The sequence below is a fragment of the Undibacterium sp. Ji50W genome, from assembly GCF_049340445.1.
Classification (GTDB): Bacteria; Pseudomonadota; Gammaproteobacteria; order Burkholderiales; family Burkholderiaceae_D; genus Undibacterium.
Window position 1 is genome coordinate 1 of record NZ_JBMPOX010000007.1, and the last position, 26,048, is coordinate 26,048.

The window sequence follows — 26,048 nt, forward strand, 5'->3', positions numbered from 1 at the left end:
CAATCCGCGCTCGTCTTACGCTACGCGCGTCGAGCGTCTGCGATCTCACTCGGCGCTCCAGTTCGGTTCGTTGTTCATCCGTCAGATTAATTGGCTTGCCCTGATTCATCATTCGATCCACAGAAAGAATACGAATATGACAAACAAAACATTGGCTAGTTCAAACAATTCGCAAGCACTACACTAGTTTGTCTGCTGCTTGCGCTAGCGTTTATCCCTGTAATCGCCCCTGACCGGGGCGATTGTTCATTCTTCCTTCAGAATTCTGCCCTCAATCGACGGTTGCCAGCTTGCGCAAGACCTGGGCTGCGGCCATCAGGCCGAAAGAAGCGGTCACGACGATGGAAGAACCAAAACCGGCGCAGTTAAGGCCGCTAACGCCGGCGTTGGTATTAGAATTAGTATTAGCATTGGCATCGGCATCAGTCCCGACTGCGCAGGCTTCTGCAGTTTCCGGCATGCTCAGCACTTCCATGGAAAATACGGCATCGATCCCGAACTTGCTTTTTGCCCCGCGCGGAAAACCGTAATTCTGGCGCAGACGCTTGCGCACCAGGGCCAGCAAGGGTTCTTGTTCGGTACGCGACAAATCACGGATTTCGATTTTCCCCGGATCAGTCTGGCCACCTGCTGCGCCAATGGTGATGAGCGGGATGGCATGCTGACGGCAATAGGCGATCAGGGCAGTTTTGGCTTTGACGTTGTCTATGGCATCGATCACGTAATCGAAACCGGGCTTGCCCAGCATGTCGTCGAGGTTGTCTGGCGTGACAAAATCTTCCACCTGATGGACCTGGCAATACGGGTTGATCAGGGCGATGCGTTCTGCCAGGGCAGTGACTTTGGCCTTGCCTATGGTATCGGTATTGGCCTGTATCTGGCGGTTGATATTCGATTCGGCAACGTTGTCAAGATCGATCATGCTGATCTGGCCTATGGCACTGCGCGCCAGCGCTTCCACCACCCAGGAACCGACTCCACCAACCCCGATGACGCAAACATGGGCCTGCCTGAAACGTTCCAGCGCAGCAGCGCCATACAGGCGGGCAATACCACCAAAGCGGCGATCAAAATCAATATCTGTTTCTTGTTGCATGGTGAAGATCTGGCCGGTAAGGCTGACAGTAAGAGCAGGCGTTATTTTACTTGAAGCAGCCTGTCGCCGTTTTACATTACATGCCATTGTTATCTGAAATGAACTATCTGCCTGGGTATTTGCGTCAGCCCCATTGTTAGCCCTACTGTTAGCCCTATTGATATGTCGCAAGCGCGCACACCGTGTCTATTGCATAATGAGGGCAGGAAGCGCAAGCCGTATCCCTACCACCCAACACGGACAACACAGCATGAACAACTTATTCGACAGCGCACCGGGATTTGATCAGCCTCTGGCGGTTCTGAAGCACTGCCATGACCGCATACGCAAGCAGTTGACTACGCTAAACAAAATGCTGGTGCATTTGCCAGAGCATGGCGCGGATCAGGATGCAAAACAGGCGGCGCAGGCGGTATTGAACTATTTCACCAAAGCCGCCCCCTTGCATCATGAAGATGAAGAACTGAATCTGCTGCCGGAATTAAAGCAGACTGCTGATGGTGGCGATGCAGCACTGCTGGCCGGCTTGCTACCTAAAATTCTTGCTCAGCACGAAATCATGGCAGTGCAATGGCAGCAACTGGAAAAACAATTACAGACCATCGTCGCAGCCGCTGACCATGCACCGGCCAACCTTTCTACTGCCGATGTACAGGCCTTCAATGCCCTGTACGACGAGCACATGCAGATCGAAGAAACACAGATTGCCCCCATGGCAAAACGCTTGTTTTCTGATGCGCAGATGAGCGCCCTGGGTGCTGCCATGCAGGCACGCCGTGGCATCAAAGTATAAATTTTTTCATTGATCAAGGAAAAACATGTCCATCGCCGATATACGCACTGACTATCGCCAGGCCAGCCTGTCCGAGTCGGATGTGAGCGCCGACCCCTTTACCCAGTTTGCCAACTGGTTCGACCAGGCTTTGAAAGCCGATGTCGCCGAACCGAATGCCATGACTTTGTCTACAGTAAATGCAGATGGTCGCCCCAGTTCACGGATTGTACTAATCAAGGAATTTGATCAGCGCGGTTTTTCATGGTTCACCAATTACGAGAGTGCCAAGGGCCAGGACATGGCACAGAACCCTTATGCGGCCTTGCTGTTTTTCTGGTCTGCGCTGGAAAGACAGGTGCGCATAGAGGGCCGTATAGAAAAACTGACGGATGCAGAAAACGATGCCTATTTCTTCAGCCGCCCGCTGGGTAGCCAGCAGGGTGCGCATGCGTCACAACAAAGCCAGCCGATTGCCAGCCGGGAAATACTGGAACAACAACTGGCTGCCGTGGTAAGCCAGTTCGGGGATGCACCGCCAAGACCGGCGCATTGGGGTGGCTACCGTCTGCTGCCGGAAAAAATCGAATTCTGGCAAGGCCGCAGCTCGCGCCTGCATGATCGCATCGTGTACACTCGCAATACCAGCGATACCCGCAATATCAACGATAACTGGAGCATTGTGCGCCTGCAGCCATAACGATGTTGGTCTGTGGGCCCCGATTTTATCGGGTGTCTTGCGGAGCATGGTATTCTCGGTGTTTTTTCACCATAACGCCGATGTCCATGCAGAAGAAAAAGATCTTGTTATTAAGCGTTTCCGCTGGTGCCGGTCACAAGCGGGCCGCTGAAGCAATACGGGCAACTGCGTTGCAGCAGTCGGATGAACTGGAAGTCAGTCACCTTGATGTGATGGATTTTGTGACAGCCGGTTTTCGTAAAGTGTATACCGATTTTTATATCAAACTGGTCAACAAGGCCCCGACCTTGTGGGGCTATCTGTACCATGCGTCGAATGAAGCGCAGGCCGACGGCACCATGGAAAAACTCAGGCGTGGCATAGAGCGCCTGAATGCACGGCCACTGTTGCAGGCGATTGCCGATTTCCAGCCAGATGTGATCATCTGCACGCATTTTTTGCCGGCAGAAATGCTGTCGCGCCTGTTGCGCAAGGAAAGACTGCATTGTCCGGTGTGGGTACAGGTCACCGATTTTGATTTGCACCGCATGTGGGTACATGAACACATGGCTGGCTATTTTGCCGCCAGCGAAGAAGTCGCTGACCGCATGCGGGCGAATGGCATCGCCGCCGAACACATTCACGTGACCGGCATCCCCATCATGCCCGCCTTTACCCAGCAACTTGAGCGGACTGCCTGCGCCCAGGAATTTGGCCTGGACCCGGCATGCCAGACCTTCATGCTGATGGGCGGTGGTGCCGGCCTGGGTGGGCTGGACAAGGTGGCCGAGCGCCTGTTGTCGTTGCCCGGTAACTTCCAGCTGATCGTACTGGCCGGTAATAACGCGCCTGCGCTGCAAGCCTTGCAACAACTGGCGCAGCGCTACCCCGGTCGTCTTTTACCCCAGGGGTTTACAGACAAGGTAGAGCGCCTGATGGCCTGCTCTGACCTGGTGATTACCAAACCAGGAGGCTTGACCACTTCAGAATGCCTGGCCATGGGCTTGCCCATGATCGTGAATTCACCGATACCCGGACAGGAAGAACGCAATGCCGATTTCTTGCTGGAACAGGGCGTGGCAATGAAGGCTTATGATGATGTCAGCCTGACTTACCGGGTCAATTATCTGTTGCAGCATCCGGATAAGCTCAGGGATATGCATGACAAGGCCATGGCACTGGGCAAACCCCATGCCGCCAGCCAGGTCTTGCAGCGGATTCTGGGCCAGCCTTTATAAGCCAGGGTTGGATGATGAAATCTTCAATTAAATCTTTTTTACTGGTATTCGCCTTTGCTTCTTTGCTGGCAGTGTTTTTTGCCCAGGTAGAAATACAGATAGAAGGTAGCGCAGGCTGGGCTGCCAACCTACCGACCTGGCGCATAGAAAAACACTGGCTGCTGGATATTTTTTGGGGTGGACGCGCCATGACGGGCTACCACGCCTGGGTGTTTCCTTTCATCGCCCTGTTCTTCCATTTTCCGTTTGTGATGATGCAGCAATGGACGGCAAAGCTCGAATGCCGCGCCATCGCCAGTATCATTACTTTCTGGATAGTCGAAGATTTCATGTGGTTCATCCTGAATCCGGCCTACGGATTTGCCCGCTTTACGCCTGAGGAAGTAAAGTGGCATGTCCACTGGTTACTGGGCTTCCCGGTGGATTACTGGGTAGGCCTGATCGCCGGATTTTTTCTCTACCGTTTTTCTTACAAGACCCATGCGCAAGTACAACTCTAAGCCACCGGAAAAACCGCTGTCGCCACTGCTGGCATGCATGGCGGCACTCAGCATCAGCCTGCCGCTGCTGCCATCCACAGTCGCCGCCGAAGAAGCCCGCCCAGCTGAATGGGCCAGCCCGGTAGCCAGCACGCAGAATCTGTTTCGCGTGACACCCACGTTTTATCGTAGCGCCCAGTTACAAAGCCAGGACCTGGTGCTGTTGCAGTCGCTGGGCATCAAGACGGTGGTCAGTCTGCGTTCCTTCCATTCTGATGATGAGATACTGAAAAATTCCGGCATCAAACTGCAACGCATAGGTATCAATACCTGGGATATCAACGACAAGAATGTGATTGCTGCCCTGCGCGCATTGCAGGCAGCCGAGAAGCAAGGCCCGGTACTTTTACACTGTCTGCACGGTGCCGACCGCACCGGATTGGTAACGGCCATGTACCGCATCCTGAACCAGGGCTGGAGCAAGGATCAGGCGCTGGAAGAATTGACCAAGGGTGGTTATGGCTACCACAGCCTGTGGAAAAACATTCCCGAATATCTGCGTAAGGTGGATATAGACAAAATTCGACAGGGTGTAGTGCAGCCATGACATCAGCCATGACATTCGCCACGAAGTTCACAAGACAACTATTTATCATCAGCCTGCTGGCAAGTGCCCAGGCTGGTGCAGCACAACTGGATGTCAGCAAATTCAACGACACCGAAGTGCAAATGCTGGACCAGAGCAAGCCAGACAGCAATGGCAAAACCTTTGTCGCCGGCACCATACTCAATGCGCCTGTTAGCAAGGTGTGTGCAACCCTGCAGGCATATGAAGACTACCCCAGCTTCATGCCGAATACCACCAGGGCCAAAGCAGCACGCCAGCCAGATGAATCTGCGCTGGTGGATTTCACACTGAACCTGCCGCTGGGTAAAGTAAAGAAATACCGCCTGAAAATGATCCCCAAGGCTGGCCCCGGCACTTGCTATCTAAGCTGGAAACTGCAGCCATGGGAAGGCTTGAAACAGGAAGAAACCATTGCAGATACCGCAGGGTATTGGGATTTGAGTGCACTGGCTGGCAACCCGAATAAAACCGTCGTCAAATATCAGGTCTTTACCGATCCGGGGCCAGTTCCCATGGGGCTGGGCTGGATCGTTGACAGCATGAGCAAGGACAGCATACCCAAGATGATGGATGCATTAAGAAACAAGCTGCGCTGATGGTTGATAGCGGGTAGCGGGGAATTGCTGGCAATAACAAAAACGGGGAATCTGCGATTCCCCGTTTTGACATCTGAATTGACATCTGATGTATATTTTTTCTGACCTTAGAACGTGTTTACGATCTGTAGCGAGCGTGCGTCAGCGGGGTAAGGATAACAAAAACGCAGCGCAAAAAGCGGAATGTACTGTAGTACATGAGCATTTTGAGCAGCGCATGAGCCCCGCGTGGACTCCGGTTGCGCTCGCGCAGTAAGATCGTAAAAGTTCTTACGTCTCTACGCCATAAGCAGCCTTGGGATCATCTGGCGCGTCCTTACTCTGTTGCTCAGGAATTTTGAAGCCTGCGTAAGTACCGGCACTCATACCCAGCAGCGTCAGGATATTGCCATCAAATACAGGCATGCTGAAATGCTGTATCACGTAAACCAGGAACAACACACCGATCAGCACATTGAAAACCAGCATTTGAAAACGATGCAAGGTAAGGCCCTGGGAATCACTGAGGATATCTTTAAAGAAGCCCTTGCTTTCACCAAACTGGTTTTGTTTGCTGGCATCCACGCCCGCAGCTGTCAGGTAAGTAGCGCTGCCTATACCAAGCAGGCCCAGGGCCTGGGGTGAAACGGTGGGAATGCCTTCAGCGACTATCCACAGCCAGATATACGACACCAGCACAATGAAGAACCACCAGGCCATTTGCACCCGTGCAAGGCTGAAAGTGCGTTCATTGACCGCTGACGCCGAACTGTCACGCAGCAAACCCGAATCTCTTCCAAGGCGGAATAATGCATACCCAACGACAGCGATAAACCCGAAACCAAACACAACATAACCCGGTTTCAAAATTTGGAAACGCAGGATACCACTCGCCAATATGTTCGTGCTCCCACCATTTTTGAAGCTGACGTTAAACGGCAGGTCACGGCGGTAGTCGTGCCGCAACTCTCGCCAAGGGGAGCCCATCAATGACTCACGCTCCAACGCAGAATTGTCGGTATCAGATTGTGGCAAATGAAAGACCAGCTTGTTCATGACGGGGTCAGGATCACAGTCTTTCAGTTTCCGTTGACTGAGTACGCCATTGATACGCAATTCAACCAGATCAAACTGATCCGTTGCCAGTGACGCACACACGCCAGGGGCAGGGATGTCGACATCAGCACTCAAGTTGATGTCTATCGGTCCACCAGGTTTGATGACATCACTTGCCTGTACCAGAGCAGCGCACAAGAGCAGCATACCAAGCAGTATTTTTTTAAACATCAGCGGCATCTTGTTCTCCCTCAGTTTGCTACTGGTAATACAAACAAAGCGCGTTCTGCCGCGCGGCGCTTGACCAATCCCGGTAAAGGTTTGCCGTCAGCCATGGTCCAGCGACCAAACTGGTCAGCAGCCCCTGCCCTGTCATTGGCATTGAGTTTTTTCAGGAGTGTAGAGCTGCGCAAATTGCCTATCCCCAGATTAAAGGTAAAACTGGTCAATGCCCCGTATTCATTGTCGTTCAGGGGAACTGTCACCACCGATAGCACATCACGACCGGCATTCATCAGATCAGCCTGCAACAGACTGGTTGCCTGTGCCAGGGTAATCCCGTTCGGATACAAAGCCTTTACTTGCTGGCTGTCTGCCTGTCCCTTCAGGAAACGGCCCTGATAGGTAATGGCATGGCCCCAGCCTATGGTCCAGATACTGACGGGGTCCAGATAGGGGTCGATATTGCCGGTGGCAGGATTGCGGTCTGGTATGCCTTCAAATTGCTTAACCAGATCGACGGTTGCCTGATTTACGTCACGAAGCGCCATTTTTTTCTCCCTGTTATTGGCATAGGCATGGGTGCGCCATGCAGGGATGAAAGGCAGCGGGAACCAGGTCTTTAGACCAATAATCACCAACAGGTATTCAACACATATGCACAGGCTGTGAGAATCATATCAAATAAACAAACCAGTATGACAATTTTTTAAGCTGCTTGCAGCAATACGCATATGAATACTCATGTAGTCAGGCAAACCCATGCCGGGCATGTATGGTGATGGTTTCAGCGATCTGCTGTTGCTGTCAGTGGCCGGCATCCATCAGTGTCTGGTAGGGCTAGTGCGTGGGACCAGCACATGCCCGGGGTTGACTTGCCCTGCATCCATGAAGGCAAACACCAGTTCATCTTCATACACGATGGCGCAGGGTAAGTCGCCCGACATCAGTCTTTCAAATATCGTCGGCATCAGCAAGACACTGTTCAGGCGATCAGCTTGCTGGCAAACAGTTTCCTGGCCTTTGCCACCTTGGGGGCCACCACGAATGAACAATAGCCTTGCTGCGGGTTCTGGCGAAAATAATTCTGGTGATAGGCTTCTGCCAGGTAAAACACCGGTGCCGGGCTGATTTCTGTCACGATGGGGTCGTCCCAGACCTTGGTCATGTCTGCCACCACCTGTTTAGCCGTTGCCTGTTGCTGTTCATCATGGAAGAAAATGACTGAGCGATACTGGGTACCGGCATCATTGCCCTGACGATTCAGCGTCGTCGGGTCATGAATGGTAAAGAATATCTGCAACAAATCATGGTAACTGACGACAGCCGGGTCAAAAGTCAGGCGCACGACTTCGGCGTGACCGGTCCTGCCGGTGCAGATCTGTTCATAGCTGGGCTGGTGCACGCTACCGCCAGCGTAGCCGGATTCCACTTTTGATACCCCACGGATTTGCTGGAATACCGCCTCGGTACACCAGAAACAGCCGCCGCCCAATGTGGCAAATTCAGTTGATGTCGCATTCATTACATTCTCCCTGTCAAGACTGATTAGTCGTCATGAACATCATTTTCTTACACTTACAGGAAGTCTGCCGCCGTCACCCTGGCTTTTTGGTCTGCACTTTGATCCGCGTTGACCCAGTCAGGCAAGCGCCTGTTCGATCTGCGTGATAAAAAGTCCGCTGTCCTGATAGGCAGCACTGTGATCGAGACGGCGGAATTGTCCATTGGCTTCCAGTATGAATGTAGGGAAACCCTGCGCGCCCACCTGGCGCAACAATTGATGGGCAAGCCTGGTCTGCCCGGGCAGATCTGCCTGCGCCTTGGCGTAGCAATCCTTGAACATTTCTGCCGTAACTTCCAGCCCGGCTGCCAGTTGACTCAGCAACCACAGGTCGCTGACATCGGCGGCATCCACATAATGGGCATGTTGAATTTTTTCCAGCATGCCAAGCCCTGCATCTGCCGCGATTTCACCGACAGCAGCCAGGGCAGCCACACCACTTACGGCAGTGGCTGCCGGCACAGAATAATAACTAAGTGAAGCAATGGTTTTTACCTTGTTCAGGTAAGCAGAACCAAACAGCACACCAGACAGCTTGGCGATATGTTGGTCGGCGGAAATAATATGTTCGCGATATGCCGCAGGGATGATATTAATTTCAGGAAACAGCAAACCTGGGTGAAGCACCATGGGCAGGCGCTCGCCAAAATGTGTTTGCGATTGCCGCAGTAAGGGGCTGGCGGCATAACACCAGCCACACAGTGGATCAAACACGATATGTAATCTGGCTCCCATGCCGGTGTCCTCTTAATTTAAATGATGTTGCTATTGTATACATTACCAGATATCAGAAAAAGCGCGTATGATAAAAATCATCTTTCTGAAAAACAGAACAATCATAGTGAATTCTTCGCACAATGCATTTTGATCAACTACGTCGCATGGCCCTGTTTGCACAGGTTGTGCGGCACGGCTCTTTTTCGGCCGCCGCCAGGGCAATGGATATTGCCACCTCAGTCCTCAGTACAGCGGTTTCACAACTGGAAGACGAATTGGGCGTGCGCCTGCTACACCGGACCACCCGCCGCCTGTCACTGACAGAATTGGGCCAGGATTTTTATAGCCGCTGCACAGATATGCTGGCGTCTGCCGAAGCCGCGCAAAGCCTGATCGCAGAAAGCTCTGGCGAAATTGCTGGCAGGCTGCGCATTTCTGCAGCTTCAGATGTTGCCGACCATATTCTGCTGCCGGCGCTGGCGCCCTTGACGTTGAAACATCCCAAGCTTTTGCTGGATATACAGGTGGCCGACAATATCGTGGACATGGCGGCACAGCAAATCGATTTGTCGATACGTTCGGGCTGGATGCGGGATTCTTCACTGGTGGCACGCAAGCTGGCAGACTTGCATGAGGTACTGGTGGCAGCCCCGTCCTATCTGCAAAAACTGGGTACTCCGCAGACACCAGATGATTTACTGCAGCATCGCATCATTGCCATGACAAGACTGAATGACCCCTGCACCTTGAGCCTGAAAAATGCCACAGACCATACGGTCAAAGTCAGTCTGCCTGCCGCCGCCATGACAGACAGTGTGCGATTGTCGTCAGAAATGGCGGTCAGCGGCTTTGGTCTGGCGCGCTTGCCCAGCCATGCAGTCGACAAAGCCTTGCGCGATGGCAGTTTGATTATGGTGCTGAAAGACTGGGCACTGCCGCTCGCCGGGATTTATGCCGTCACACTCAAACGTGGCCTGCAACCCCAAAAAGTACAAGCCGCGATAGAGGCGCTGGGAAGTTTTCTGGCACCCAATACTGCCTGAAGCCGGTCTGGTCTGTGGCGCGGGGCCATCAGCGCCGGAAATGTAACCTCAATACCGCCAACTTACAAAAAATTACACCACCCTTTATAGGGTTAAATTTAATATACGCATAGAATATTGAACCCTATTTTCTTGCTTTTCGGCAAAAATTCCTCGTATTTTTTCTTAAAAAAGCGCATATTTAGGACTTACGCAAAATTGTCTCAGCAAGGCTATGCTTTAGGAAACCTCCCTTGCAGGGGAGGTTCGTTACGTCGGCAGGCAACATGTTGCCGGAAACCCCGACTACACCGTAGCGACGAAGACAGTACGAATAGTACGGCGAGGAGCTACAACGCAGCTGGGGCGGTTTTGCGTAAGTCCTAATATTCATGAAGTACGAGTTCAGTACAAAGTTTGCTGCTTGCGCAGTATTGATCAATTTTCTGTTATTGAATTAAAACGCCATGCTAATCGACGTCATAAAAAACGGTCTCAGAAATATTTTCAGGGTACGCAACCAGCGTGCCGTGACACCTCCTGGACCCAAACCTCCGTTTGGCAGCACCATCGTGCTCGAACGCCTGAAAATGCAATTGATCGTTTCCATCGACTATGAGCAATGGGACTGGCTGACCGAAAAAGGCTGGCGCACCCTGGACATGCGCCAGAATCGCCGTCGTTACTTCCGGGTGCAAAGAAAGGCCGTTACCAGGCTATTGCACGCCAAACCGGATGACCGCGAAGCTTTGCATCAGCAAATCGTGGAATTTCGCTACGATAACAAACGTCTGCACTGAACTGTTATATCTATATATTCGCTGTCATGATGAATTTCATGGCGGGGATACTTATCTTTCTCACATCGACCATAAAGTCGCAATCAGCGCCTGATCCGCTGCGCTACGCCGACAAGTTTATTTTCTGACACTGCCAGACTGTTGCTTGCGTCAAAAATTAAAATCCTGACAATACTCAAGTAAGCTGCAAGCGGTTAAAATGCCGCATGCAAAATTTTAGTGACGACGCTCACGTCCAGACCGGGGAAGACCTCGCTCTGCAGACGTATTTCAAAACTGGCATCACTCCTGACGACGTTTCCGCTGTATTCCCCCTGAGACGTGCCCAGCCTGTATTGCAGGCATTCACGGCGCTGTTTCATGGCGGGTTCAACGGTGTATTGTTGCGCCTGCTGGTCTTGCGTGAACTGACCGCCGACGTGGAAACACCGTCGCTCAGCCGTGCCGACATCAATACCAAACTGGCCTATCTGGAACCGGATGCGCTGGAGACGGTGCTGTCGCGCCTGCGCACCACCGGTTTGCTGATCTGGGATGCCAGCCAGTCTGTGTATCGCATCACCCCTACCGCCAGGAATGTGCTGGCGGCGCTGGAATCGCTGCTGCATATCGAAGAGCACAATGACCAGGCTGAGATGAGTTACATGCTGACCCAGGTCGCCGGTGCACAGGCGGTGGGCGGCGTGTCGGTAGAGCAGTTGCATCATCTGCTGGGAAGGCTGATAGAGCTGACGGAAGAATTTTCAGATGCGATTGCCTCGGGTTCAGAATTCCAGTTGCGCACGGCCCAGCAAAAATGGCATACCGCCTGCGACTGGGTAGAAAAAGGCTCGCAGATCATTCATGCCATCACCAATGACAGCCGGGCCGATTCAGCCACCCACAAAGCGGCACAGGCGATAGGACGCGCCCAGAGTGCGCTGCTGAACATGCAGGGCATGTTTTCGCGGGCCCTGAACCAGATCGAACGCCAGCGCGTGCATCTGGGGCAATCTGGCCTATCGACGACAGATATCAAGACCTGGCTCTTGCAAAAAGAAGACCTGGCAGCGCTGGCCGACGACGCCCTGGCAAAACCAGTGACACCGATGTTTATTACCCCATCAGAAATGATAGACGTCGCAGAAAGCGAATTGCTGAGCCACCGTGTATCGGCCTTGGTGGGTGCCTTGCCTGCCGGTGAAAATGCACCATCGGTCGCCAATGAAGATAGCGATGCCCTGCATGAACTGGATCACTGGCTGGCCTTGCTGACCGCAGCCGATGCCAGCGACAAACCGATAGCCTTGCAGGATATCTTGCTGCCATCCAGCTTTGCGATTGCTTCTTATCGCGCCTCCATGCTGCCCTTGCTGGGGGATGCCAATGAATCTGCCTTGCAGGGTGCCACGGCTATCCTGGCCCGCCTGCCGCTGGTATTCAATTCCAAAGACAAAATGCAAAAGGTACATGATGACCATGTGGCCGCGATTTCCATCGCCAGCCTGAGCGCCATACCGCTTGCGGCCAGCATGCCGCCGGCCAGGGTAAAAGTGGCCAGCGCCACGGAACAGCCATTGCCTGCTGCCACCTCTGCACCAACGAGAGAAACACCATGACCGAAGATGCACAAATCCTGATCGCCCGCTTGCTGGCGCACCAGACCCTGCGCCGTGAAGACAAACTGGTCAAACGCGCGCTGTCAGATGAAATATTCCGCACAGAAATCGACACCCGCCTGAAAGCCTGTGGCATGAAGTTTGTCGATAACGTGTATGCCGACTATGTCACCCTGGCGCTGACACGCGATAGTGAATCCAAAGTATTCGGCACCAAGGAGACCTGGCAAAACAATAATTTTGGCCTGGCACGCGATGGTGTGGCCTTGCTGGTGGTGTTGTGGTCGCTGATTATCCTGCCCAAGCGTGAACGTCAGGAAGCCCATCAACTGGCAGAAGAAAACCAGAATGATATGTTCGGTAAAGATAAACCAATGCCACGCGCAGAAGATACCTCGATAGGTATTTCTTACCGCGCCCTGCTGGCAGACTTTGGTGAAAAGCTGGGCAAGAAAACCCGTATGGACATGAACCTGGGTCAGTTGGCACGTGTCGGTTTTATCGAGCGCAAGGCTGACCTGATTCTGGAAGGCCCGCTGCTGGATTTGCTGATGGATACCGATACCCTGAAAGACCGCATCATCAATGGCGCGCTGTCGGATATCTTCCAGATCCCGGCACCGCGTACACCGGCCATCATAGAACCTGCAGAAGCCGTACACGCTGTCGCAGCAAGCGAAGCCGATGCGGTAGAAACTGCCGTTGATGCAGAAGCTGATGCCAAAGATGACCCGGCAGCCGATACCATTGCAGACAGCAACGCTGATCTCAACACCCATACCGGAAAAGAATAAGAACCATGTTTCATATCAAATCGCTGGAACTTGTGCATTGGGATTATTGGCAACGCATCAAGAACATCCCGCTGGATGCCAAGATCATCACCATCGCCGGACAAAATGGCTCGGGTAAAACCACACTGCTGGATGCCTTGCGCACCCTGTTTGGCCTGGAATGTTCGATGGGACGTTCGTATAAACATTATGCCCGCCACTCTGGCCAGCAAACTGCATGGATACGTGCAGTGGTCGATAACAGTGCCGTCGGGCCGCAGATTTCCAACCGGCCTTTCCGCATGTCTGGCCTGTATGAAGATGAAGTCACGCTGTTTTGCAAGATAGAAAAAAACGGCGGTGACTGGAAGCGGCAATACCTGATGCGCAGCGGCAAAACCGAGATAGAAGAAGTGCAGGAAGCCAATGACTGGCTGGGTGTGGAAAGTTATCGCAAACGCCTGTCACATGCCGGTTTATCGAATGCCATGGGCAAGGTGCTGGCACTGGAACAGGGCGAGACTGACAAGCTGTGTGAATACGCGCCACGCCAGTTGCTGGACCTGGTGTTCCAGGTGTTTGGCGACAAGGAAGTGCTGGACGCCTACGATGACGCGAAACGCCATCAGCGTGATACCGAAACCGAATTGCAGCGTTTTGAAACCGAACTCGAAGGCGCAAAAACCAACTTGGAAGGCTTGCGCCTGCGCGTTGCCAATTATCACCAGTACGAAAGCCTGAACAAGGAAAAGCGTGACCTGCAGGAAGAAATACTGCCTACCCTGCAATACCATGAAGCACTGGAGCAGGCAGGCAGCACCAGCCAGGCCCTGCGTGCCAGCAAACGCTTCCTGAAGACGCAAGATCATGCGCTGTCTGATCGTCGTCAGCATCTGGCGCAACAGGCGCAGCAAGTCACAGATGCCAAGCAGGCTGAAGCCGCACTGGAAACCGAAGAATCATCACTGCGTGAAAAACTGCAGCAGATCAACAGCAAACTCAAGCCACAAGAAAGCCTGCTGGAACAAAAAGCCCGTTTGCAAAAACTGGCCGCCGAAGCTGACGCCGATGTCGCCAATATCGCCGACGATCTGGAGAAAAAAGAAGCCGAGCTGTCACGCCAAAAACTGGAACGTGATGCGCTGACCCAGCGTATTGCCGGTGAGATGGAAACCATCGCTGCCCTGCAAGGCAAGTCTGCCCTGCCGGACCCGGAAAACGTGCGCCAGATGCGCCGTGCGCTGACAGATGCAAATATCCCGCATTGCATGTTGCCAGAGATCGTCGAAGTCACTGACCCCAAATGGCAGGCGGCGGTAGAAGGCGTGTTGCGCGGCTATACCTCGGTTATCCTGCTGGACAAGGCGACTGATGCAGCAGCCGCTTACCGCATCGGTGAAAAGCAGCGCTACAGCCACTTCATCGTGCCAGACCGCATCAGCGCGCCCGTGGTCAAAGACCAGAGCCTGCTGTCTGTCGTCAACTTCACTGGCCAGGCACCGGGCTGGCTGATCGAGCAATTGCAGCGCATCGATACCGTAGGCTCGATTGAGCTGGGTATGAAGTTGCCGAAGAACCAGGAATGGATTACGCCTGACGCCTATCATTTCGAGCGTCGTGGTGGCCGTTCCCTGTTTGTCGAAGTGTCGCGCTATCGCTTTGGTAATGCTGGCCGTACCCAGCGCCTGGAAGCCTTGCTGAAATCATTGCCTCGCCTGCAATCACAGGAAGATGTGCTGACCATGCAGATCAGCAAACTGGCAGGTGAAATCAGCGCCTACAAAGCACGCCTGGCAGGTGTCGATGCAGCAAAAGAACTGAGTGCGCGCCATGCCGAATTTGAAGAAGCCAGCCGCAATACCCAGCCACTGAAACAACAGCGGATGGAAGTCGGTGGCCGTCTGGGTGAAATCGCGCCTTTGCTGAAAGCCGCCACCGAACAACGTTCCGTGGCCCACCTGAAATGGGAACAGGCCAAAGCCGCGATTGCCGACGCTGACGCCCAGCTACGCGCATCAGAAAAACGCCATGCCGATGAGCGCAAGGCCCAGTTTGAAACCCTGCGCGCCATGCGTGACACCTGGCATACCTTGCCGCACAACTGGAAGCGTGCCTCGCACCGCAAGGAAATGGTGGCCGAGCATGAAAATGTCCACCAGATCGAACTGCGCATACGCAGCCTGACGAATAACCTGGGGCGTGACGACTGGGAAACTGATTCCACCGTGGTCGATCAGTACACCCGCCTGAATGCCCTGCTGCAAGGCCGCCAGGCAGAAACCGATGAACGTCGCTACCAGAATAACCGGGCGATAGAAGCCACGGTGAATGCCCGTGCTGCGTATATGGACAGGCTACGCTTCACGATCAAGTCTTACAGCAAGAACATCAAGCAACTGGGTGAGCTGGCAGGCATAGAAGTGCACACCGACCCGGTCAAGCTGGAGAATGACGACATACAACTGGCCCAGGCTGGCTTGCACGTGCGCTTCAAGTTTGATGGCAAAGGCCCGATAGGCATGAATGATGGTGAAGCATCCGGCGGCCAGCAAGTCATGAAGTCACTGATCTTGCTGATAGGCTTGCTAAAATCTGACGATGGCTCTGGTGGCTTTGTCTTCATCGATGAACCTTTCGCCCATCTGGACATACGCAATATTCAACTGGTCGGTGAGTTCCTGAAAAATACAGATGCCCAGTACCTGATGACCACACCGCTGACGCATAATACCGACGTCTACGACCCGTCCGAACTGACGCTGATCACCAGCAAGAAGAAAAAGGATACCGAATGGGCGCAGCCAATTTTTGTCTTGCAGAGGAAGGTGGATAAGTCACTACAAAAGAAAGCTTGATCTGTCATATCCCTTAAGGCTGCCCTCGATTAACAGGCGTTCAATTTTCTCAGCATTCAGATATGGCTCGCCTTCATCAAGCGAGCCATAGGCGAGCTATACATAGCGCGATTTTTTACCGCTGGAACCCAACCCTGATTATGCGCATGATCAGGCAACAGGACCGCGCCATTTAGTCATGATATTGATAGCAGCCCTGATGTCATCCATCGTGTTGTAAATATGCGGACACAGCCTGACTTTGGTTTCACTGTGACGATCTGTTGATGGAGAAAATGAAGCTGCAATACCTTTCTCATAAAGCTCGTCGCTGAGTTTTTTGATTTGCCGCCCTGGCGGCACGTCAACCCACACCACACCCAGGCTCATGGCAGGGTTATCCGGGGTAGTGACATTCCATTTTTCTTTTTTCAGGCCAGTCATCAGTGCATCCGCCAGCTGTGTTACCCGCCTGTATGCGCGTGGGTATCCTATGTTCTTCCACATTAATTCTGTCCAGTACAAAGTGATGATGTTGACGTCATCGCGCTGGCCCAGCAGTTCAAAGCGCTCAGCAGTGTGAGGCAACTCGTTCCATTTCAGTATGTCTATCTTGTAGTCATAGGCAAAGATATTGGGTTCAAAGTTTTTTGCCTTGGCCCGATCCACATACAGGATGCCGGTTTCTTTCGGCCCCAGAAACCATTTATGACAGCTGGATACGAAGCTATGACAGAAGGGTTTGGAAAAGTCGAGTTGACGTGCGCCAAAAGCCATGGTGCCATCTATGTGTATATGGCAGTTGCGCAGGTCTGGATTGTTCTGTACATGGTTCCAGATACGCTGTATCGCCACTTCAGGGATACGCATCCCGTTGCCATTGGATGTTTCAGAGAAAGAAACGAAGCGGGTACGTGCATTAATATGCTTGATGAAATGCTCCGCCACCTGGTCTGGCGCTATCTTGTCAGGCAAGCTGACCATGTGGATATTAAACACATGCCCGTCCCCGCCTGAAGCCTGAGTGGGTTCCTTTACTACTCTGCCGCCACGCAATTGCCAAGCAGCAAGATTGGTTGGATGATTCTGGTCCCACAAGACGATATTGTCTATTGCGCTGTCATTACCCAGCTTGTTCCAATTACGGTAGCCGCCATTAATGGCATTGTTGGCTTCACTGGCATTGCGCACGATGGCAAGGTTTTTGGCATCCTTGATACCAAGGCTATCAGCCAGTGCTTTACGGGTCTGTTCAAACTGCCGGGCACGCAGGCCACCGCGCATCCGGGTCTGTTGCGCGACATTGCGGTTGAGTTCAAACCTCAGATTACTGGCAGCAATCAACAGGTGACGTGGCTCAGGGCAAAGATTGGCGGCATTCATCGGCACCTTGACAGGGCCGAAGCTTTCATCGACGAAATCAAACTGTCGCTGGAATTCTTTCCAGTATTCGTCATCATCGGTATCTTCTGCGCGCAGTAGTGCATAAAACTGATCAAGCTCGGCATAGACTTTTGCATAGCAATCGTGGGATATAAAGCCTGCGTCCAGCAATGGCTCCAGCGAGGATTGCAGTTGCAACTGGCAATCTTGCTGTGTAAAAGTGCTGTGTGTTTGTGTACTCATAATGTGTCCCCATTAAGGAATTTTCTTGAAATAGCCAGATATAGAATCGCCTATAATGCGTCAGAGCATCTTGCCCAAAGCCGGACCGAAAAAACGGCGTGAGCACTTGATGACGCAGGGTGAATAGTAGAACCGGCGTCTTCCCTTGCCATGTGACCGGGACCAAAGTCCCGGTTTGGACCACGCAGTGAATTGTTGCCTTATGATGAAAACTGAACGGGCGCGGATGAAAAACATGCATTTGTTAGCGCTGAGCCAGAGCACTTTGTAGGTCTTCATGAAAGCCTGCCATGCCTTACAAAATCCTGATCGTTGATGACCATGCCCTGGTGCGCGAAGGTCTGGCCATGCTGGTCTCCGCCCTGCCTGGCGGTGCCAGTATCTTCATGGCGGGCACGGCTACCGAAGCACTGGAACAGGCCGAATACCATGCACCGCTGGACGTGGTCCTGCTCGACTGTGGCCTGCCCGATGCCGACGGTGGCAGCCTGATTCGCGCCCTGTCGCAACGCAGTAGCCGCGCTCCCGTGGTCGTGGTATCAGCCGATGAATCCGATGCCACCATACAGCGCATGATGGCGCTGGGCGCAGCAGCTTTCGTGCCAAAAAGCAGGACTTCGTCCGAGGTGATCAATGCCATCAAGCTGGCACTGACTGGCGGTGCACCGGCTAGCGCCCGCCAGGTTGGCGCAGACACACCAGCAGCATTAAGCCAGCTAACGGCAAGGCAACTCGACGTACTGCTGATGCTGGAAAAAGGAATGACAAACCGCGATATCGCCCTGCAATTGGGCCTGGCAGAAAAAACCGTCAAGAATCACGTGACCGCCCTCCTCAACGGCCTGGGTGTGGTCAATCGCTTGCAAGCCATACGGCGGGCACGCGATCTGGGCCTGTTGAAGTAAGCGGCCGCTCATGAGCACAGCCATCAGCGCCACGCCAAGGCTGCCACCAGGCAGTGTGAGAAAAGCCTTGCATGCCCATGCTGCCCCCAGCATCAACTGGCTCATGGGCTGCAACTGGGTCACCATGATGCTGATGAGCCTGACCATCCGCCTGATGCTGCCCTCACAGCAAAGCCTGGCATGGCAATGGGCAGTGACTGGCTCGGCTTACTCGCTGCTTTTCCTGCTGGTGCGACGCCGCTATGCTGCTGCCAGTTATGGGGTACTGGAACGCATTTACGCGCTCTCTGTCTGCGGTTTCAGTTTGCTGTGGGTGGCTGTGCCAGTGCTGTTTTTTGATCCGCAAAATTTTGCTTTTTCGATGTTCATGCTGACCATTTTTGGCGGCCTGGCGGCGGCTTCTGTACCTATCCTGTCGGCATCACTGCCTTTGTACTGGCTTTGGATCACCCCGCCCTTCCTGACCCAGATCAGCCTGTATTGGCTGCGCGGGGGCGGGCCCTATTACTGGGGGATAGGTTTTGGCATGCTGATTTTATTGATCAGCCAACTGGTATTTGCTCGCAACCACCATAAAACCATCATTGCTTCCATCCGTCTGGGTTTGCAAAATGCCTTGCTGGTACAGCAACTGGAAGAAAAGACGGCGCTAGCCATATCGGCCAATATGGCCAAGACCCGCTTTTTGGCTGCGGCCAGTCATGACCTGCGCCAGCCGGTATATGCATTGAGTCTGTTCCTTGATGCGCTGGCAAGCTCGGACCTCAATTCCAGACAGGCCACCATGGTGCAGCATGCCAGTGCGGCCAATCTTGCCGCCAGTGAAATGCTGCAAACCCTGCTTGATTTCTCGCGCATAGAAGCGGGTGTCCTGAATCCCCAGCAAAGACGGATGGACTTGATGAGCATACTGAATAAGCTGGGTGAGGAATTTGGCCCGCAAGCCTATAAGAAAAACCTGCTCTACCGCAGCCGGTCCAGCGACATCTGGATAGAAAGCGACCCGCAACTAATCGCGCTGGTCTTGCGCAACCTGGTCAGCAATGCCTTGCGCTACACGCAGAGCGGTGGCGTGCTGGTCGCTGCACGCCGCAGGCACCAGCATGTCCTGCTGCAAGTGTGGGACACTGGCATAGGTATAGCAGCGGATAAACATGAAGAAATCTTTCGCGAGTTTCATCAATTGGGGAATGTGGAAAGGGACCACCGCAAAGGTCTGGGCATGGGACTTGCCATAGCCGAGGGCCTGGCCCGCAGTCTGGGAGCCAGCATAGAAGTCGCCTCCCGGCCCGGCAGGGGCTCAGTGTTTTCGCTGGTGCTGCCGCTGCATGGCATGCGCAAGATGGAACGTCATGCCAGCCCGGATGATCAGGCCTGCATCGATGCCGATACCGAGCCAGACTGCTTGCTCTTGCAAGGCATTACCGTGCTGGTGGTAGACGACGATGAAGCCGTCAGAGCCGGCCTGCATGCCGTATTGCAAAGCTGGGGCTGCCAGGTCAGTCTGGCGGAGGACATGCAAGACGCTCTGGCAAGAACTGCAGAAAAGCTGCCTGATGTCTTGCTCACCGACTATCGCCTGCGCGGCGGCGTCACCGGAGGTGACATCATCCGCGCGGTACGCCAGACTATCAGCTACAATACGCCAGACCAAAAACTGGTCTTGCCAGCCATCATCGTCACTGGCGACACCCATCCAGAACGCCTGCGCGAAGCCCAGGGGCATGCCGCGCTCTTATTGCACAAACCGCTTGCTGCCAATGCCCTCAAAGCGGCCCTGGTACAGGCCCTGGCGAGTGATGCATCTGCTTGAGTCGAATTCATTTATATACATCTCGACAGTATCCCGATCACAGCCTTGACTTGGTTCTGGTCGAGCATGCACCTCTTCAGAAATTGTGACTTGGCCCCATTTTTGATAATCTATGACGCACTATTGTCGTGCTATGGCACACTCTTTACCGATCTACACAGCACTCATCGCTGGATTCAGTTCTTGGAAAAAAGATACACATGGGCAGCGCATAGTAATATTTGAAAAACAGGGGCTTTATTTCTCCCATCCAGGCAATATCGCCTGTTGCTGGGAAGAAAAACCATGTAAAGTCACTTGATGTTACAGACTGTACAGGCCTGCGATAGAAAGAACAACCGAACTCAAGGCGCGTATGAAAAAAAACAGCAAGGCAACATGGTCTGAAAATCCAAAGCAAAACAGTATATTGGCAGCATTACCGGCGGCAGATTTTGAACGCATATTGCCTGATCTGGAATTGGTTCCTCTTCCTTTGAAGTGGACCATGCTGGAATCCGGTGACCATGTACATTTTTTATATTTTCCTATCTCTGGCATCGTTTCGCTGATCTACGCGCTGGAAGATGGCTCATCCAGTGAAGTGGCACTGGTAGGCAACGAAGGCATGGTGGGTATTTCCATTTTCATGGGTGGTGATAGCATGCCATCCAGCACGGAAGTCCAAAGCACGGGCAAGGCATACAAGCTCAGCAGAAAAATCATGAAAAGTGAATTTGCCCTGGGCGGCAAGTTGCAGCAGTACGCTTTGCTGTATACGCAGGCGCTGATTTGTCAGACCTCACAAACCGCCGTTTGCAATCAGCACCATTTATTGGATCAGCAACTGTGCCGCTGGCTATTGATGAGTATGGACAGATTGCATTCGGAAGATATCGTGATCACCCAGGAAATGATTTCTCATTTATTGGGCGTACGCCGAGAGAGCGTGACGCAAGCAATTGGCCTATTGCAAAAGGATGGATTGATTGCCGTCAGGCGTGGTCATATCAAAGTGATGGACCGGCCGGCAATGGAAGCCCGCGTCTGTGAATGCTATGAAGTGGTCCGCAAAGAATACCAGCGCCTGCTACCACCCGTTCCTGACGCTGAACCGACCGTATGACAGGTAAGAAGTACTGAAAATATAGTTTTGCCAGTATGGTGGCACTACATTAAAATCTGTCTCAGTCAATCCGATAATCCAGGCTACACCATCTATGTTAATCAACTGTGTCACTTACCAGGAAGGTCGCAAACTGTCCGATATATCCGTGGCAGAAATCAGCGACTATGTACAGCATAAGGACCAGTTCGTCTGGGTAGCCTTGCGGGATGCCTCGGATGAAGAATTGCAGGAAATGCAGGTCGAATTTGACTTGCATGAACTGGCCGTCGAAGATGCACGGCACGGTTATCAAAGGCCGAAGATAGAAGAATACGGGGATTCCCTGTTCGCTGTCATCCACACCGTGGAAATGATCAGCGGCGAGTTGAACATCGGTGAGCTGAATCTCTTCGTTGGTGAAAATTATGTCCTGTCCGTGCGTAACCGCTGCCAGCAGAATTTCCTGGGGGTACGCCAGCGTTGCGAACGTGAACCACATCTGCTCCAGCATGGTTCTTCCTTCGTCTTTTATGCCTTGATTGATGCCGTCGTTGACCGCTACTTTCCGGTAGTTGAAGCCCTGGAAAACGAGCTGGAACTGATAGAAGAACAGATTTTCACCAAAGGCAGTGAACGGGCCAATATCCAGCGCCTGTACCAGTTGAAACGCAAGATCGTGGTGATCAAACATGCGGTGACGCCGTTAATGGAAGCCAGCAGCAAGTTGTTTGGTGGCCGTGTGCCGGGTCTTTGCATGAATACCCAGGAGTATTTCCGCGATGTATATGACCATCTGTACCGTCTGAATACATCCATAGAAACCATACGCGACACCATCAGCACGGCAATACAGGTGAATCTGTCCATGGTTGCCATTGATGAAAGTGAAGTCAATAAGCGTCTGGCTGCGTGGGCTGCGATTTTTGCGGTTGCAACTGCGTTTGCTGGCATCTGGGGCATGAACTTCAAGGCCATGCCCGAGCTGGAATGGCATTACGGCTATCCCATGGCGCTGCTCATCATGTTTGGCGTGTGTGGCTATTTATACTATCGCTTCCGTAAGACGGGCTGGTTATAGACCTTGCACTAATCATTACACTATTTCTGGAAAATCAGGTACAGTAGCTTTGCTAAAATTACATGCTTTCGCGATCTTGAGTCTCAAAGGAGAAAACAAATGGGTGCATGGTCACATGAATCATTTGGTAATGACACAGCCTGCGACTGGCTGTATGGCCTGGAAGAGGAAGATGATCCGGGATTGATAGAAGATACACTGGATACGGTATTGTCTGCCGGTGACGACGATGTTGATGCCGGAGATGCCTCCGAAGCCATCGCCGCAGCCGAAGCCGTAGCACGCCTGCAAGGCAATTTCGGCTTGCGCGACGTGTATTCAGAATCGCTGGATGAATGGGTAAGCAAGGCAAAGCTGAAAGTCTCAAAAGCCCTGGCAGAAAAAGCCGTCAAAGCGCTGGACCGCATCGTCACCGCCCCTTCCGAACTAAAAGAGCTATGGGAAGACAGCAACAACTATAAGGATTGGTTGGCTGCCGTAAAGGAATTACGCGGACGTATCAAGGTATGAAGTAAACCCGGCGACAGCCGTTTTACAGTAAAAGCAAGCGCATCGCATCCACGACGCGTTTGCTTTTTTTTCGGTGCGATATGACTTCAGGGATTTTTCAGAGCAAATTTCAAGTTATCAAAAATATCACTTAAAATACCTTGGCCCGACTCACTTTTGATGGCACCCCTATGCATGAGTTGTCCATGAGGTCCGGATACACGTCAGAAAATCTTTATGGTCGCAGTCCTGATAGTGGCATCCGCAATTCTGGCGTACCAAATTCAAACAGGCTGTACTGTGGCGTTTCAAGCAATAAAAAATTCAGCGGACTTGGGGAAAACTTCGTTGTCATGCACAATCACGATACTTTGAGGAGAGAAGCGGCATGAGTATGGAAATAGAAATCGCCACAGATGTCGTAGCAGAGGCACTGGTGGTCAATGAAGTGGAAAAAACAGCAGGCACGTCCCATGCTATCCATGCACATGGCAGTTGCGCCAATTGCGGCACCAGCCTGACCGGTGCCTATTGTCACGCCTGCGGACAAGCTGCCCACATCCACCGTTCGCTCTTGCATATGGCCGAAGAATTATTGCATGGCTTGTTCCATTTCGAAACCAAGGCATGGCGCACTATACCGGCACTGATCTTCAAGCCAGGACAATTGACGCGCAATTATATTCAGGGGCAACGCACCCGCTATGTTTCACCACTGGCGCTGTTTCTGTTTTTGATCTTCGTGATGTTCTTTGTGTTGTCACTGACAGCCAGTAGCCCGGTCGACAGTATTTCAGACAAGCCGCAGACTAAAACCGGAATCACCAAGGCATTACAGAAAAATCGCGAAGCAATGGCGACACTGGAAGCAGCGAAGGCTTTGCTGCCCGCTGGCGACGACGGGCGGGAAGACATGAATGATGGAATCAAAGAGCTGGCCAGCGATATTGCGGAACTGGAAGCATCCCTGAAACGACTTGAGAGCAAAGAAAGCAAAGAAAACAAAGACCAGGTACCTGCATCGTCCGCTGGTTTAGCAGCCAGCGAAGAAAGCAATACCACAGCTGACGTGAATAAAAAGAGTGACAAGATCAATGACGTGCTCAAGAAAATCGACCGCAAAATCACCGAAGGAAAGTCTTCGTCAATTATTCCAGGCATAGAAAAACAGATCCAGCATGCGATCAAAAACCCTGAGCTGACCCTCTACAAGATGAAAAGCAATGCATCAAAATTCGCTTTCATGCTGATGCCGATTTCACTACCCTTCTTGTGGCTGCTATTTATTTTCAAACGTAAATATGTGATGTTTGATCATGCCGTGTTTTCTTTATATTCGTTGTGCTTCATGAGCATATTGCTGATGAGCGTGGCCATTTTGGGTAAATTCGGCTTTGGCATTATCGGTGCCTTGTTATTTGTCTTTGTGCCGCCCCTACATATGTTCAGTCAGCTTAAACATGCCTATCAGTTGGGCACGGTGGCCAGTCTGTGGCGCACTGTCGCACTGTTATTTGTCGCCTTATGCTCGCTGTGCATCTATGCCGTACTGGTATTGACGATGAGTGTTTAATACGCAGGCTGTCAGTCTTCGCGTCAGGCTTCCCATTTGATCTGGTTGCGGCCATTGCTTTTTGCCTGGTACAAGGCTTTGTCGGATCGTTCAAGCAAGCGGCCAAGACGGTCATCTTCGGTTCTATAGGTGGCGATACCTATACTGACTGTCAGCAAAATGAAGTCACCCGATGCTGATGTCAGCACCAGCGACTGGACATTGCTGCGTATGCGTTCGGCCACCAGCATGGCTTCGCTGCGGCTGGCCTGTTGCAGGATGACGCAAAATTCTTCGCCTCCCAGCCTGCCGAACAGGTCAGACTCGCGCAATTCCACTTTGACGGTTTCAGCAAAGCGCAGCAATACCTGGTCACCACACTGATGTCCGTACTGGTCGTTGATGTTCTTGAAAAAATCCAGGTCCAGCATCAGCAAGGTCATTTGTGTCTGGTAACGCTGGCAACTTTTGAAGGTGTGCTCGGCATACTCAAGAAAGGCACGCCGGTTGGCAATGCCTGTCAGCGAATCTGTCGTAGCCAGGCGCTGCAGTTCACGTTCCAGCATTTTGCGCTGGGTAACGTCACGGCATATACCTTCAATGCCGGAAAACTCTCCTTCATCACCATATAGCGCCTGACTACTGATGGAGATGTCTATCAATGTGCCATCCTTGCGCAGCATGCGCCCGGGGAAATCAGTCACCATGCCGAATTCCAGTATTGCCTTCATGAAGGTATCGCGGTCGGTTGTAGCTGGATAAAATGCTTCCACCTCGTGTCCTTCTATCTCTTCCGGCTCATAGCCCAGTACCTTGCGTATGGCAGGACTGACTTTCTGGACTATACCCCTGACGTCGGTGCGGTAGTAGACATCTTGCATATTTTCAAACAAACGCCGGAAATTGAATTCGCTCAGGCGCAACTGTTCTTCCATCTCATTGTGTTCGGTGACATCCATGCCGCTGATCATGACGGCTTCCTGGCCGCCATAATGAATGGCGCGGCTGCTGACCAGCAGCATGCGGTAATTGTCCTTGCTGGTGTGTATGCGAAACTTGCTGGGTGCATTGGTCCAGGCCTCGCCCTGTTTCCTCAGACGTCCCTGAGAGCGCGGCTGGTCCAGCGGATGAATAAAGTCATTGATGGAACGACCTAACAAACTCTGTTCATCGCTGGCTTCAAGTAAAGACACCGCTGCCTGATTGAGTTTCACCAGCTTGTCATTAATGATGACTACAATGGCAGTCGGCGTGATGTCAAACAGGTAGGTGTCGGAAGTATCGTCGCTCAAGAATTACTCGATTTCTGGCAATGTTAAAGCTTTACAAAATCAAGCTTGCAAATTCATTTTACCGCCAGGTAACTGGGTGTAAAGTAATAAAATACAATTCTTGATTGAATGTTTTTGCTTCGCAACACAAATAGCTGTCGCTATGGCAATTCCAGA

The 26,048-nt window shown here is 52.4% G+C and carries 25 protein-coding genes; 17 read left to right on the plus strand and 8 right to left on the minus strand.

The features are described 5' to 3' along the window. Positions 1–271: 271 nt before the first annotated feature. Complete coding sequence (locus tag ACO0K9_RS12395) at positions 272–1,096, minus strand: tRNA threonylcarbamoyladenosine dehydratase (protein ID WP_422985273.1); 825 nt, start codon at positions 1,094–1,096, stop codon at positions 272–274. 250 nt (positions 1,097–1,346) lie between these two features. On the opposite strand from ACO0K9_RS12395, the gene ACO0K9_RS12400 reads away from it, so the two are divergent. The 6 genes from ACO0K9_RS12400 to ACO0K9_RS12425 all read left to right on the plus strand — a co-directional run bounded on the left by ACO0K9_RS12400 (position 1,347) and on the right by ACO0K9_RS12425 (position 5,488). Further along, entirely contained in the window at positions 1,347–1,889 is a 543-nt protein-coding gene (locus tag ACO0K9_RS12400; RefSeq protein WP_422985275.1) for a hemerythrin domain-containing protein, read from the plus strand. 25 nt (positions 1,890–1,914) lie between these two features. Then, the gene (gene pdxH, locus ACO0K9_RS12405) at positions 1,915–2,568 is read left to right on the plus strand and encodes a pyridoxamine 5'-phosphate oxidase (RefSeq protein ID WP_422985277.1); all 654 of its coding nucleotides are present in this window, start codon (positions 1,915–1,917) and stop codon (positions 2,566–2,568) included. 80 nt (positions 2,569–2,648) lie between these two features. Beyond that, positions 2,649–3,785, plus strand: coding sequence for an MGDG synthase family glycosyltransferase (locus ACO0K9_RS12410; RefSeq protein ID WP_422985279.1), 1,137 nt, complete (start codon positions 2,649–2,651; stop codon positions 3,783–3,785). Positions 3,786–3,799: 14 nt separating this feature from the next. Further along, a complete protein-coding gene (locus ACO0K9_RS12415) occupies positions 3,800–4,285 on the plus strand; it encodes a hypothetical protein (protein WP_422985281.1) in 486 nt (161 codons plus the stop codon). Further along, positions 4,266–4,871 carry a dual specificity protein phosphatase family protein gene (locus ACO0K9_RS12420; protein ID WP_422985283.1) on the plus strand — a complete coding sequence of 202 codons (606 nt, stop codon included), beginning with the start codon at positions 4,266–4,268 and terminating at the stop codon, positions 4,869–4,871. The genes ACO0K9_RS12415 and ACO0K9_RS12420 overlap by 20 nt, the downstream gene beginning before the upstream one ends. An 8-nt stretch (positions 4,872–4,879) precedes the next feature. After that, a complete protein-coding gene (locus ACO0K9_RS12425; RefSeq protein WP_422985284.1) occupies positions 4,880–5,488 on the plus strand; it encodes a hypothetical protein in 609 nt (202 codons plus the stop codon). A 270-nt stretch (positions 5,489–5,758) separates the two neighbouring features. Here ACO0K9_RS12425 and ACO0K9_RS12430 read toward each other — a convergent pair whose 3' ends face one another. From ACO0K9_RS12430 to ACO0K9_RS12450, 5 genes are all read right to left on the minus strand, one after another. Continuing rightward, positions 5,759–6,763: a hypothetical protein gene (locus ACO0K9_RS12430; RefSeq protein WP_422985286.1), complete on the minus strand. Its 1,005-nt coding sequence runs from the start codon at positions 6,761–6,763 to the stop codon at positions 5,759–5,761. 11 nt (positions 6,764–6,774) lie between these two features. Next, entirely contained in the window at positions 6,775–7,293 is a 519-nt protein-coding gene (locus ACO0K9_RS12435; protein WP_422985288.1) for a lysozyme, read from the minus strand. A gap of 273 nt (positions 7,294–7,566) precedes the next feature. Next, positions 7,567–7,713, minus strand: coding sequence for an HIT family protein (locus ACO0K9_RS12440; RefSeq protein ID WP_422985290.1), 147 nt, complete (start codon positions 7,711–7,713; stop codon positions 7,567–7,569). A gap of 14 nt (positions 7,714–7,727) precedes the next feature. Further along, positions 7,728–8,267, minus strand: coding sequence for a peptide-methionine (S)-S-oxide reductase MsrA (msrA, locus tag ACO0K9_RS12445; RefSeq protein WP_422985292.1), 540 nt, complete (start codon positions 8,265–8,267; stop codon positions 7,728–7,730). A gap of 117 nt (positions 8,268–8,384) precedes the next feature. Continuing rightward, entirely contained in the window at positions 8,385–9,041 is a 657-nt protein-coding gene (locus ACO0K9_RS12450) for a DsbA family protein (RefSeq protein ID WP_422985294.1), read from the minus strand. A 122-nt stretch (positions 9,042–9,163) separates the two neighbouring features. Between ACO0K9_RS12450 and ACO0K9_RS12455 the strand changes: the two genes are divergently transcribed. The 5 genes from ACO0K9_RS12455 (at position 9,164) to ACO0K9_RS12475 (ending at position 16,071) form a co-directional block, all read left to right on the plus strand. Next, positions 9,164–10,066 (plus strand): LysR family transcriptional regulator, encoded by a 903-nt coding sequence (locus tag ACO0K9_RS12455; RefSeq protein ID WP_422985296.1) that lies wholly within the window; start codon positions 9,164–9,166, stop codon positions 10,064–10,066. 446 nt (positions 10,067–10,512) lie between these two features. Beyond that, positions 10,513–10,845 (plus strand): hypothetical protein, encoded by a 333-nt coding sequence (locus ACO0K9_RS12460; RefSeq protein ID WP_422985297.1) that lies wholly within the window; start codon positions 10,513–10,515, stop codon positions 10,843–10,845. Between the two features lie 206 nt (positions 10,846–11,051). Continuing rightward, the gene (locus ACO0K9_RS12465; RefSeq protein ID WP_422985299.1) at positions 11,052–12,443 is read left to right on the plus strand and encodes a hypothetical protein; all 1,392 of its coding nucleotides are present in this window, start codon (positions 11,052–11,054) and stop codon (positions 12,441–12,443) included. Next, positions 12,440–13,237, plus strand: a complete 798-nt coding sequence (locus ACO0K9_RS12470) for a hypothetical protein (RefSeq protein ID WP_422985301.1) — start codon at positions 12,440–12,442, stop codon at positions 13,235–13,237. The genes ACO0K9_RS12465 and ACO0K9_RS12470 overlap by 4 nt, the downstream gene beginning before the upstream one ends. A 5-nt stretch (positions 13,238–13,242) precedes the next feature. After that, complete coding sequence (locus ACO0K9_RS12475; RefSeq protein ID WP_422985303.1) at positions 13,243–16,071, plus strand: ATP-binding protein; 2,829 nt, start codon at positions 13,243–13,245, stop codon at positions 16,069–16,071. Between the two features lie 150 nt (positions 16,072–16,221). Here the strand turns inward: ACO0K9_RS12475 and ACO0K9_RS12480 are convergent, their stop codons facing one another. Beyond that, a complete protein-coding gene (locus ACO0K9_RS12480; protein WP_422985305.1) occupies positions 16,222–17,676 on the minus strand; it encodes an aminotransferase class V-fold PLP-dependent enzyme in 1,455 nt (484 codons plus the stop codon). Positions 17,677–17,966: 290 nt separating this feature from the next. Here ACO0K9_RS12480 and ACO0K9_RS12485 point away from each other — a divergent pair, with 290 nt between their 5' ends. From ACO0K9_RS12485 to ACO0K9_RS12510, 6 genes are all read left to right on the plus strand, one after another. Then, positions 17,967–18,581 (plus strand): response regulator, encoded by a 615-nt coding sequence (locus ACO0K9_RS12485; RefSeq protein ID WP_422985307.1) that lies wholly within the window; start codon positions 17,967–17,969, stop codon positions 18,579–18,581. Positions 18,582–18,591: 10 nt separating this feature from the next. Continuing rightward, complete coding sequence (locus ACO0K9_RS12490; protein ID WP_422985309.1) at positions 18,592–20,394, plus strand: hybrid sensor histidine kinase/response regulator; 1,803 nt, start codon at positions 18,592–18,594, stop codon at positions 20,392–20,394. A 355-nt stretch (positions 20,395–20,749) separates the two neighbouring features. Then, the gene (locus ACO0K9_RS12495; RefSeq protein ID WP_422985311.1) at positions 20,750–21,499 is read left to right on the plus strand and encodes a Crp/Fnr family transcriptional regulator; all 750 of its coding nucleotides are present in this window, start codon (positions 20,750–20,752) and stop codon (positions 21,497–21,499) included. Positions 21,500–21,593: 94 nt separating this feature from the next. Then, positions 21,594–22,559 carry a magnesium/cobalt transporter CorA gene (gene corA / locus ACO0K9_RS12500; RefSeq protein ID WP_422985313.1) on the plus strand — a complete coding sequence of 322 codons (966 nt, stop codon included), beginning with the start codon at positions 21,594–21,596 and terminating at the stop codon, positions 22,557–22,559. Positions 22,560–22,658: 99 nt separating this feature from the next. Beyond that, on the plus strand, positions 22,659–23,069 hold the full coding sequence (locus ACO0K9_RS12505) for a DUF4259 domain-containing protein (RefSeq protein WP_422985315.1): 411 nt from the start codon (positions 22,659–22,661) through the stop codon (positions 23,067–23,069). A gap of 367 nt (positions 23,070–23,436) precedes the next feature. Continuing rightward, positions 23,437–24,621, plus strand: a complete 1,185-nt coding sequence (locus tag ACO0K9_RS12510; RefSeq protein ID WP_422985317.1) for a DUF3667 domain-containing protein — start codon at positions 23,437–23,439, stop codon at positions 24,619–24,621. Between the two features lie 23 nt (positions 24,622–24,644). Here the strand turns inward: ACO0K9_RS12510 and ACO0K9_RS12515 are convergent, their stop codons facing one another. Further along, positions 24,645–25,892 carry a sensor domain-containing diguanylate cyclase gene (locus ACO0K9_RS12515; protein ID WP_422985319.1) on the minus strand — a complete coding sequence of 416 codons (1,248 nt, stop codon included), beginning with the start codon at positions 25,890–25,892 and terminating at the stop codon, positions 24,645–24,647. Between the last annotated feature and the right edge of the window lie 156 nt (positions 25,893–26,048).

Excerpts from the sequence above, each read along its gene's own strand:
- ACO0K9_RS12395 (WP_422985273.1), bottom strand. The coding sequence starts at position 1,096 with ATGCAACAAGAAACAGATATTGATTTTGATCGCCGCTTTGGTGGTATT.
- ACO0K9_RS12400 (WP_422985275.1), top strand. The coding sequence starts at position 1,347 with ATGAACAACTTATTCGACAGCGCACCGGGATTTGATCAGCCTCTGGCG.
- pdxH (WP_422985277.1), top strand. The coding sequence starts at position 1,915 with ATGTCCATCGCCGATATACGCACTGACTATCGCCAGGCCAGCCTGTCC.
- ACO0K9_RS12410 (WP_422985279.1), top strand. The coding sequence starts at position 2,649 with ATGTCCATGCAGAAGAAAAAGATCTTGTTATTAAGCGTTTCCGCTGGT.
- ACO0K9_RS12415 (WP_422985281.1), top strand. The coding sequence starts at position 3,800 with ATGAAATCTTCAATTAAATCTTTTTTACTGGTATTCGCCTTTGCTTCT.
- ACO0K9_RS12420 (WP_422985283.1), top strand. The coding sequence starts at position 4,266 with ATGCGCAAGTACAACTCTAAGCCACCGGAAAAACCGCTGTCGCCACTG.
- ACO0K9_RS12425 (WP_422985284.1), top strand. The coding sequence starts at position 4,880 with ATGACATTCGCCACGAAGTTCACAAGACAACTATTTATCATCAGCCTG.
- ACO0K9_RS12430 (WP_422985286.1), bottom strand. The coding sequence starts at position 6,763 with ATGCCGCTGATGTTTAAAAAAATACTGCTTGGTATGCTGCTCTTGTGC.
- ACO0K9_RS12435 (WP_422985288.1), bottom strand. The coding sequence starts at position 7,293 with ATGGCGCTTCGTGACGTAAATCAGGCAACCGTCGATCTGGTTAAGCAA.
- ACO0K9_RS12440 (WP_422985290.1), bottom strand. The coding sequence starts at position 7,713 with ATGCCGACGATATTTGAAAGACTGATGTCGGGCGACTTACCCTGCGCC.
- msrA (WP_422985292.1), bottom strand. The coding sequence starts at position 8,267 with ATGAATGCGACATCAACTGAATTTGCCACATTGGGCGGCGGCTGTTTC.
- ACO0K9_RS12450 (WP_422985294.1), bottom strand. The coding sequence starts at position 9,041 with ATGGGAGCCAGATTACATATCGTGTTTGATCCACTGTGTGGCTGGTGT.
- ACO0K9_RS12455 (WP_422985296.1), top strand. The coding sequence starts at position 9,164 with ATGCATTTTGATCAACTACGTCGCATGGCCCTGTTTGCACAGGTTGTG.
- ACO0K9_RS12460 (WP_422985297.1), top strand. The coding sequence starts at position 10,513 with ATGCTAATCGACGTCATAAAAAACGGTCTCAGAAATATTTTCAGGGTA.
- ACO0K9_RS12465 (WP_422985299.1), top strand. The coding sequence starts at position 11,052 with ATGCAAAATTTTAGTGACGACGCTCACGTCCAGACCGGGGAAGACCTC.
- ACO0K9_RS12470 (WP_422985301.1), top strand. The coding sequence starts at position 12,440 with ATGACCGAAGATGCACAAATCCTGATCGCCCGCTTGCTGGCGCACCAG.
- ACO0K9_RS12475 (WP_422985303.1), top strand. The coding sequence starts at position 13,243 with ATGTTTCATATCAAATCGCTGGAACTTGTGCATTGGGATTATTGGCAA.
- ACO0K9_RS12480 (WP_422985305.1), bottom strand. The coding sequence starts at position 17,676 with ATGAGTACACAAACACACAGCACTTTTACACAGCAAGATTGCCAGTTG.
- ACO0K9_RS12485 (WP_422985307.1), top strand. The coding sequence starts at position 17,967 with ATGCCTTACAAAATCCTGATCGTTGATGACCATGCCCTGGTGCGCGAA.
- ACO0K9_RS12490 (WP_422985309.1), top strand. The coding sequence starts at position 18,592 with ATGAGCACAGCCATCAGCGCCACGCCAAGGCTGCCACCAGGCAGTGTG.
- ACO0K9_RS12495 (WP_422985311.1), top strand. The coding sequence starts at position 20,750 with ATGAAAAAAAACAGCAAGGCAACATGGTCTGAAAATCCAAAGCAAAAC.
- corA (WP_422985313.1), top strand. The coding sequence starts at position 21,594 with ATGTTAATCAACTGTGTCACTTACCAGGAAGGTCGCAAACTGTCCGAT.
- ACO0K9_RS12505 (WP_422985315.1), top strand. The coding sequence starts at position 22,659 with ATGGGTGCATGGTCACATGAATCATTTGGTAATGACACAGCCTGCGAC.
- ACO0K9_RS12510 (WP_422985317.1), top strand. The coding sequence starts at position 23,437 with ATGAGTATGGAAATAGAAATCGCCACAGATGTCGTAGCAGAGGCACTG.